This window comes from Asaia sp. SF2.1 (assembly GCF_000505765.1).
In the GTDB taxonomy this organism is placed as follows: domain Bacteria; phylum Pseudomonadota; class Alphaproteobacteria; order Acetobacterales; family Acetobacteraceae; genus Asaia; species Asaia bogorensis.
The window spans coordinates 286496-295572 of record NZ_AYXS01000012.1 but is presented as its reverse complement, the minus strand read 5'-3'; the positions used below and the strand labels follow the sequence as shown (position 1 = coordinate 295572).

Annotated in this window: 9 protein-coding genes; 3 read left to right on the top strand and 6 right to left on the bottom strand. The window is 60.5% G+C overall.

The features are described 5' to 3' along the window. The first annotated feature begins 388 nt into the window (after positions 1-388). Complete coding sequence (locus P792_RS27685; protein ID WP_031240697.1) at positions 389-733, top strand: hypothetical protein; 345 nt, start codon at positions 389-391, stop codon at positions 731-733. Between the two features lie 90 nt (positions 734-823). Here the strand turns inward: P792_RS27685 and P792_RS27680 are convergent, their stop codons facing one another. The 6 genes from P792_RS27680 to P792_RS27655 all read right to left on the bottom strand — a co-directional run bounded on the left by P792_RS27680 (position 824) and on the right by P792_RS27655 (position 5142). After that, complete coding sequence (locus P792_RS27680; RefSeq protein WP_235075450.1) at positions 824-1252, bottom strand: hypothetical protein; 429 nt, start codon at positions 1250-1252, stop codon at positions 824-826. A gap of 49 nt (positions 1253-1301) precedes the next feature. Continuing rightward, the gene (locus P792_RS27675; protein WP_023978571.1) at positions 1302-1829 is read right to left on the bottom strand and encodes a hypothetical protein; all 528 of its coding nucleotides are present in this window, start codon (positions 1827-1829) and stop codon (positions 1302-1304) included. Next, complete coding sequence (locus tag P792_RS27670) at positions 1826-3067, bottom strand: aminopeptidase (RefSeq protein ID WP_023978570.1); 1242 nt, start codon at positions 3065-3067, stop codon at positions 1826-1828. The genes P792_RS27675 and P792_RS27670 overlap by 4 nt, the downstream gene beginning before the upstream one ends. 86 nt (positions 3068-3153) lie before the next feature. After that, the gene (locus P792_RS27665; RefSeq protein ID WP_023978569.1) at positions 3154-3438 is read right to left on the bottom strand and encodes a hypothetical protein; all 285 of its coding nucleotides are present in this window, start codon (positions 3436-3438) and stop codon (positions 3154-3156) included. A 124-nt stretch (positions 3439-3562) separates the two neighbouring features. Next, positions 3563-4630: a histidinol-phosphate transaminase gene (locus P792_RS27660; RefSeq protein ID WP_023978568.1), complete on the bottom strand. Its 1068-nt coding sequence runs from the start codon at positions 4628-4630 to the stop codon at positions 3563-3565. Further along, a complete protein-coding gene (locus tag P792_RS27655; RefSeq protein WP_023978567.1) occupies positions 4627-5142 on the bottom strand; it encodes an ankyrin repeat domain-containing protein in 516 nt (171 codons plus the stop codon). Before P792_RS27655 ends, P792_RS27660 begins: the two co-directional genes overlap by 4 nt. 1438 nt (positions 5143-6580) lie before the next feature. Between P792_RS27655 and tkt the strand changes: the two genes are divergently transcribed. Both tkt and P792_RS27645 read left to right on the top strand, forming a co-directional pair. Continuing rightward, on the top strand, positions 6581-8701 hold the full coding sequence (gene tkt, locus P792_RS27650; protein WP_023978566.1) for a transketolase: 2121 nt from the start codon (positions 6581-6583) through the stop codon (positions 8699-8701). A 157-nt stretch (positions 8702-8858) separates the two neighbouring features. After that, positions 8859-9077, top strand: a 219-nt coding sequence (locus P792_RS27645) for a transaldolase family protein (RefSeq protein WP_031240689.1), incomplete at its 3' end; no start/stop codon positions are given.

Sequence of the window (9077 nt, the reverse complement as noted above, 5' to 3'; positions counted from 1 at the left end):
CTTACAATTTCTCTGAAACAGGCGTTCGAATCCTCGGGCAAATCGAAGCTGTATCTAAGGTTTTTCGGTGTATTTTATAGTTTCGATTACACTAACATATAGAGTATTTAACGGCCGTTAACGAGCCTCGACCTGAGCTCGTCTTGTAGAGGGCGCCGCAACACAAGGGATGCGCGCTCAGGTTGTATTTTCAAGCGCCTATTCTTCATTGATCACTCCAACGGCATGTGCCTTTGATCGTGAAATTAACTAACCTGGGCTGCTCAACGATGGCGATGTTGATGATTTCGTCATGTATTTTGGCAAGTCACGCGCGTCGACGGGCCGGTAATGAGAAGTGAGTGCCGTGCGAATCAGGAAGAGCACCCGGCTGCAAAGATGGCATGAGATGATGGATCGGGCGCAGGCCCTGACTGCGGTCCTGCGACGGGAAACCGGCGTGCGGCGCGCCAGGCGTAATGCCGAGGCCGAAATCGTCAGCGCCGAGCGCAATGTGCTAGCTTCTAACGATGAGGACAGCGCCGTTGAAGGGTTCGTCAACTGGCTTCCGGAAGCCCGTGCGTCGATTGAACGGGCGAGACTCGCGGAGCGCGAGGTCGCCATCGATGTTGCCGTGGCGTATCAGGCATTCATACAGGCGCGAGCCGCTATCAAACGCTCGCAAACAGGAAGCACGACTGAGGGGGCGGGGCAGGGAGAGGCTGAAGCTTTGAGCGATGCCCCCAAAGCATAAGCGCCATGCAGGCCGGTTGGGCCTAAGTCTAGAGGCTGAACGTCTCGGGGTGTCGCTAACGCGATCCGATGATGCTGAGGCAGTGCGTTTTCAGGCCCCCTCAGTCGTGAGCCACGGGCGACTGCCAATGATGACGCATGCAACTGGGTGGGTGGCGTCGCGGAGGAAAGAGAGATAGGTCGATCCACCATCGTCGAACAGGTCGGTACGGGCGCTGAGGATGGCGCTGACCACACCGGCTTCACGCGTTGCAAGGGTTTCGGCGGCATGACCCATAAGGCGCTGCACGGCCTTCTCGAGGGCGGTAAGAAGGTCGCCGCTGTCCCTGCCACACGCACCAAAACGCGCCTGAGTGCGATCCCAGTCTTCGCGGGAGATGAACGCCGGAATACCATTCTCAGATGTCTGACGCTCCGCCCGTAAAAGCTGTCCCGTTTGCGCCAGGCCGAGGATATCGGCCTCGGGCAGGGTTGCCGGGTCGAGGGCAAATTCCTTCATGTCTGCTACTTTCTGCTTCAAGGATATCCGGGCCTGACGTGGCCCGGACGTGACCTTCAGGATACCCGGTTCAGTTATCCTGACCCTGCATCTGCCCCGGTGGTGTTCCCATAGCCTGCATCAGTGCAGTCACCTGATCCGGATGGGCGTGAAAGAGGGCAACATTGGCTGGGTTCGGTGCAGGCAGACCAGCGGGCAGAGGCTGACCATTTGTCGCAGCAACTGTCATCCCGAAGGCGGTCATACCCATCACGAACGTCTCTGGCGTGAAGCCGTGTGCGCTCAGGATGGCAGGCAGACCCGGGATGGCTTGCATCTGGGCGATTGTCGCCCGCAGCGACATTTGGGTGGAGTTGGGCGGTCGGATATTGGCCGCCTGAAGCGCCTGCACGGTCTGGGCTGCACGCGGCATGAAGTCGGCAGGCAGGGGATAACCCAGCCCTGCCTCGATATCCTGCCTCATTTCGGGCGGGATGCTCTGCTGGCTTTGCGCACCAGCGGGCGCGTTCTGCGCCAAGGCGTTTGTTGCAACCAGAGAAGGTGAGACGGCAAGCGCAAAGCCTAACGCAGCGAGTTTTGTCAGGTGCATTTTCATCATACCCACGCCCCCTTGCGCATCAGCGGTGTCGCAGTGCCATCCTCAGCCAGACCATCAAGGTCGATCTTGTCCGAGCCGATCATCCAGTCGATATGGATCATGCTTGTATTGGCACCGCGGGCAGCGAGCATTTCAGCCGAGGCCCCTTCGGTGTCGAACAGGCATTTGGTGTAGGCCTGGCCAAGCGCAATATGGCTCGAGGCATTTTCATCGAACAGCGTGTTGCGGAACAGGATGCCGGTGTCCGAGATGGGCGAGGCATGGGGCACCAGAGCCACTTCGCCAAGGCGGGCGGCGCCTTCATCTGTTTCCAGAATCCGGCGCAGCGCATCTTCTCCCTTGCCAGCATGGGCCTCGATGATACGCCCCTCAGCAAAGGTCACGCGGATTTCGTCGATCAGCGTGCCCTGATGAAAGAGCGGCTTGGTGCTTGAAACGTGTCCGATCACCCGATGGCTGTGAGGAGTCGTAAAGACCTCTTCGGTCGGTATGTTCGGGTTGCACTCAATCCCGTTTGTCGTGCGCTCGGCACCGCCCGCCCAGGCGTGGCCATCTGCAAGGCCTACAGTCAGATCCGTGCCGGGGCCGGTGAAGTGTAGGGCATGAAAGCGGCGCTCATTCAGCATCGCCGCCTTGGCATGCAGGGTTGCATTATGCTGTTTCCAGGCAATGACAGGATCAGCCGCATCCAGTCGGGACGAGGCAAATATGGCGTTCCAGAGTCGGTCCTGCGCTTCCTGCGTCGGCAGATCGGGAAAGACCTGCGCAGCCCAGCTGGCTGTTGCATAGGCAACAATCGTCCAGTTGGTATCAAAGCGCGTGATGATCTCCATGGCCTCACGGCTGGCACGCGATGCAGAGCGGCTTGCGCGTGACACGCGGGCCGGATCCTGCCCGTTGAGCAGGGTCGGATTACTGCCGGTAATGGCTAGGCGCGCAGCACCTTCCCGATAAGCCCGTGCAATGCCATCCGCCATCCACTGGGCGCTCTTGTCGAGGCTCTCATCGGAGGCAAAGCGATAGCGTGCCAACGTTGCCTCATCATCGGCATATTGCGTTGTGACGAGACTCGCGCCGGCGCGATAGGCGTGCTCGGTGATGCGGCGCACCAGCGAGACGGCCTCCAGCGGCGCGGAAATCACCAGCTCCTGGCCGGGCTGGAGATTCAGCCCGATGCGAACGGCAACTTCACCGAGTCTGTCGAGACGCTCGGTGAATGAGAGGGTGGCTTCAGACATCACGTTTCTCCTGCGGGGCAAGCCTTTGTTCGACTTCGGGTCGGTGCCCTGCTCACCTCGGGTGAGGGGCGCCTGATCGAACGAGATTACTCGCCAAATGTCTCGGCATGATGGGCGCGGCGCGGCGCACGGCGTTGACGCTCGTTGCGCTGTGCCTTGTCCTGCGTTGCGGGTTTGTCATTGCGTGGCGCGGTACGGATCTCGACCTCGAGTTCGCGGATACGACGTTGCACACTTTCCTTCAGCGAAGGCGATGTATGCGGCTTCATTGTGGCGAGCGTTTCCTTGAGGTCACGCAGCTGCTTCTGCTTCTCGGCCAGGTTGCGCCGGATGGGTTGGTTGTCTGAGAGCTGTCCTGTGTACGAACGCATCGTGAAATCTCTTTATCTGCCCGGTCAGCCCGGGACTCGTTTTTCGGCATGGAACCAGACCGACGACTCATCGCGCCGGGCCAGCCCCGTCATGTGAAGGTCAGAAGGGTGACTGCGCTGACACTCAGCGCGCGGTCAGACCCATTGAAGCAAGCGCCTCGATCAGGCGGCTCATCTCATCATCCGTGCCGATCGTGATGCGAAGCCAGTCGCGTATGCGAGGGGCACTCAGCTGCCGGACGATGATGTGGCGCTCCCGAAGCCCGGCCAGCAGATCGCCAGCCTTGTGCGCGGGATGGTGCACCAGAACGAAATTGGCACAGGAGGGCAGAATGTCAAAGCCCAACCCGCTCATGACCTGCACAAACCTGTCGCGGCTCGCCATAACCCGCCCGGTGGTCGAGGTCAGCCAGGCCGTATCGGCAATGGCGGCAGAGGCCCCGGCCTGGGCGAGGCGGCTGAGCGGATAGGAGTTGAAACTGTCCTTGACCCGGATCAGTCCCTCAATCAGGTCCGGGTGGCCTATGGCGTAACCAACCCGCAGCCCCGCGAGAGCACGCGACTTCGAAAGGGTTTGCACAACCAGCAGATTGTCATGCTCCCGGGTGAGGGACACAGCGGACTCGGCGCCAAAATCGACATAGGCTTCGTCGATGATGATGGTGCGGTCAGGCTGCAGCGTTGCAAGGTGCGAGATCGCCCCGAGTGACAGGGCGTGCCCGGTATTGGCGTTAGGATTGGCAATCGCGATGCCGCCGCACGGGATGGCATAATCCTCGATGTCGATCTCGAAGCGTTCGTTGAGCGGTATTTCCTGATAGGGTTGACCGAACAGACCGCAATAGACGGGATAGAACCCGTAGCTCACATCGGCAAAGAGCATGGGCGCTTCCGGTGCGATCAGCGCCCGAAAGGCATGGGCCAGCACTTCGTCAGACCCGTTACCGACAAAAACGCGCTCCGGCACCGTGTCATAGACCGACGCGATGGTCTGGCGCAGATCACGGGCCGTGGGGTCCGGATAGAGCCGCAGGCTATCGTTGCAGCCTTCCTGCATGACGCTCAGCGCGGCCGGGCTCGGTCCATAGGGAAGCTCGTTGGTGTTGAGCTTGAGGATATCAGTGAAATGCGGCTGCTCGCCCGGGATATAGGGGTGCAGATCCGCAACCAGCGGGTTCCAGAACCGGCTCATGAGAAATCCGCTTCGCTTGAGGTGAAAAGATGGCTCTGGCCATGCGATTCCGCGATGTCGAGCACGGACAGGCCTTCTGCATCACGATGGGCAGGATTGGCGCCCTTCGAGAGCAGAAACCGCACCATATCCTGACGTCCGAACATGACGGCAAACATGAGCGGCGTGCGGCCCAGATGGCTGGGTATATCGAGACTGGCGTCTGCGCTGACGAGCAGTTCGGCCACGGCAAGATGCCCCTTGAAGGCGACCCCCGACAGGGCTGTCGCACCTTTTGCATCCTGCATGTCGGGATTGGCGCCGCGTTCGAGAAGCAGCGCCGTCGCGGGCAGGACGCCATTATAGGCCGCTACGATCAAAGCCGTGTAGCCGCGGCTGTCCTGTGCATCGACTGCCATGCCTGCATCGAGAAATTGCGTCAGCATGTCGGTGTCGTCCACGCGGGCGGCATCGATGAAAAGCGCGGTGATCTGTTCTAGCGAAAAACTGCCTGCCGGCATCATCTCGGTCATCGTGGGGTGGAGACTCTCATTCCTGAACTGGCGCGGTCACGGGGATCGCAGAGAGAAATCATAGCCGAGCCCCGGTCGATCCGAAAGAAGCCCGGTAGATTTAGATGGCTCGTGCCCTATGGTGACTTGTCCTTTGATGCTGCGCGCGAAGCATGTCTTGCAAGGAGGTCGGGCGATGCGGCGAGCCTGTGTAGGTGGGCCGCTGGGGCAGGGGGCTAAGGGTTGCTATCCATCAGATGGACCGTTGCAAATGGTGGGCTCGCTTATGTCGTGCCGTCGCTCGATTGCTGATGGTTGTTGTCTGCTCGTGAGCTCTCTGGAGATCGCGCGGAGCGTCTCACGAGTCATAGGTGCCAATGCCAGAAAGCGCGAGATAACGCGCCCCGAGCCGTTCACTATTGTTGTTCCAGGGCCGAAAACAGGCGGTATGCATGCCGGTCGCGGCCGGGCGTACAAGGGGAGGGGGTAGATGAACACCTCGATGCATGTCCCTACTGACGCGGGGTGCGCCCAAAGGGGGCGCGATCACGGGAGCGAGGATCGCAACGCCTTATTATTCCTTTGTCATGATGATGCACCCGACCCGTAAACGCGTGAGTGGGGAGGCACCTTCCCGGCGCTATGCGTGTTGATCGTCACAAGACGGTGGTCTGGCTGGAATTCGCGTTCGCGGGAAGTGGATGATGGGAAGCTCTCCAACCAAGTGCGCGTCGGGGCGAAATGTTGGAGGGGCTGGCGGCGCGAGAGGCAAGCCGGGGCAGTCCCTCAAAGCGCCTACTACCCGGTCGCCTCAGCGCAGAACGACCTGTGTAGGACCTATGGGTTTCACGGCGGCCCGGCCAGCAGCGCCCTCTGCGAGGAAAGTGAAACATACGGGCGTCAGGTTCACGAGCCGCCCCGTCTCGATTTCATCGCTTATCGTGAAGATCGTGTGACAACCCCGGCGGATCACCGACACGCCGTGGATGGGCCGTCGGGCGGGGAAAAGCGATAAGAGGCTGGTTTACAGCAACTTCATCCATCGTTGCGCGGCCCCGGTTGCGACCGCGTCGCGGCAAATGCTGCAAATTTTCGTGTAGTCGAGCAGTCGTGATGGTTTTGGCTCTAGCACAATGTGGGCAATGGGCGTTTTATGCGCAACGCAATGTATTGCCTGGCCGGTAGGCTTCAGTCTGGTTTCAATGCTGTCGGGAATTTGAGGCAATATGTGCAGTCCAGCGGAACATCGCGCTGACCAGGGCGTATGGTCAGGGTGTTTGGAAACCGCCTCCCCAAGGTGCGCCGTGCAAGGTGAGGGTGGTCGCTGACTCTGCATGGTCGCCGATACGAAAAGGATCCCCGATGGGGTTGTCTCGGACAGCAAACCGGTCTTGAACATTGGTGTCTGTCCGGCTGATGGTTTTCCATCGCAGAGAGTTAATTCGGAGGTCGATTTTTGATGCGTTCTTGTAGCAACCCGTCCGCGTTCGGCGCGGAAACCGGTGGAGCGGCCGGCGCCAGTGTCTCTGACATCGCGCAGCTGAGCATCAACACCATCCGCACCCTGTCGATGGATGGTGTGGAAAAGGCCGACTCAGGCCATCCGGGAACGGCCATGGCGCTGGCTCCTGTCATGTACACCCTCTGGCAGAATGACCTGAAATACGATCCGGCCGATCCGCTGTGGCCTGGCCGCGACCGTTTCGTGCTGTCCGTCGGTCACGCGTCGATGCTGCTGTATTCGACGATCTACCTGACCGGCATCCGCGATGTGGTGAAGGACAAGGTTCTAGACAGCCCGTCGCTGACCCTCGAAGATCTCAAGCAGTTCCGTCAGCTGAATTCCAAGACCCCTGGTCATCCGGAATTCCGCCACACCTCCGGCGTTGAGACCACCACCGGCCCGCTGGGTCAGGGCTGTGGCAACTCCGTCGGTATGGCAATGGCCGAGAAGTATCTCGCTGCCCATTACAACCGCCCCGGCTTCGATCTGTTCGACTACCACACCTACGTGTTCTGTGGTGACGGCGACATGATGGAAGGCGTTTCGTCCGAAGCGGCTTCGATGGCGGGTCACCTGGGTCTGGGCAACCTGATCTGGCTGTATGACTCCAACCAGATTTCTATCGAAGGTTCGACCGATCTCGCCTTCACGGAAAACGTGGCTGAGCGTTTCCGCGCCTATAAGTGGCACGTGGTGACGGTCAACGATGTCAATGACATCGCCGCTGTCAGCAAAGCCCTTGAGGAAGCCCGTTCGGTCAAGGATCGTCCGAGCCTCATCGTGATGCACACGGTGATCGGTTTCGGTGCGCCCAAGAAGGCCGGTACGGCCTCTGCCCATGGCGAGCCGCTTGGCGAAGAAGAAATCGCCGGTGCGAAGAAGGCCTATCACTGGCCCTGGACCGATGCTTTCCATGTGCCGGAAGGCGTTCTGGAGCACTTCCAGGAAGGCCTCGGCAAGCGCGGTGCCAAGGCTCGTGCGGAATGGCATGCGCTGTTCGATCGCTACACCAGCGAATATCCGAAGGAAGCCGCCGAGCTGCGCGCGATCTTCGAGCGTCGCCTGCCGGAAGGCTGGGACAAGGATATTCCGGTTTGGGAAGCCGACGCCAAGGGCGTTGCCTCGCGCGCCAGCTCGGGCAAGCTGATCAACGCCGTCGCCAAGAACATCCCCTGGATGATCGGTGGTTCGGCTGACCTTTCGCCCTCGACCAAGACGAACCTGACCTTCGAGGGCGCTGGTTCGTTCCAGCCGCCGCAGTGGGGTGGTACTTATGGCGGCCGCAATGTCCATTTCGGCATTCGCGAACACGCCATGGGGTCGATCTGCAACGGTATGGCGCTGGCTGGCCTGCGCACCTACGGTTCGGGCTTCCTGATCTTCTCGGATTACATGAAGGCCCCGATCCGTCTGTCGGCTCTCATGGAGCTGCCGGTCATCTACATCTTCACCCATGACTCCATCGGTGTTGGTGAAGACGGTCCGACACATCAGCCGATCGAGCAGCTGGCCCAGCTGCGCGCCACACCCGGTATCATGACCATTCGTCCCGGCGACGCCAACGAAGTGTCTGAAGCCTGGCGCACCCTGATCCCGCAGACGCACAAGCCTGCCGTGCTCGTTCTGAGCCGCCAGAACCTGCCGACGCTGGATCGCAGCAAGTATGCTTCCGCTGCTGGTGTAGCGAAGGGCGCCTATGTCCTGGCAAGCTGTGAAGGCAAGCCGGATGTGATCCTGATGGCTTCTGGTTCGGAAGTCTCGCTGGTGGTTGACGCCTATGAGAAGCTGACGGCCGAAGGCATCAAGGCCCGCGTTGTTTCCTTCCCGTCCTTCGACCTCTTCGAGGAGCAGGATCAGGCCTACAAGGACAGCGTGCTGCCGCCGGACGTCAAGGGACGTGTGGCCGTTGAACAGGCTGCCGCTTTCGGGTGGGATCGTTACACCGGCATCGGCGGTTCGATCATCGCGATGAACAGTTTCGGCGCCTCGGCACCGCTCAAGAGCCTTCTCACCAAGTTCGGCTTCACGCCGGAGAAGGTTTACGACGCGGCCCGCGAGCAGGCTGCCCGCAAGTAAGACGACTACCGGGGCCTGACCGCTTCCTCGGCGGTCGGGCCTTTCGGGGCCCTAGCGTGCTTTGGCCCCCTCAATTTGAGGTCAGGGTCGGAAGGCCGACCTGAGCTGAGACGGGTGTCCACAGGGAGCCCGTCAGGTGGACAGACAGGAGTACGTCATGGACGTCGAACAGAAGCAGGGTGCCGCCACGAGCGGGAACCCGCTGCGTGACCTTTCCAAATTTGGCCAGTCACCCTGGCTGGACTTCATCCAGAGATCCTACACTGCCGATGGCAGCCTGCAGAAGCTGGTGGACGAAGACGGCCTGCGTGGCGTCACTTCCAACCCGGCCATCTTCGAGAAGGCCATGGGGTATGGCACGGATTACGACGCTCAG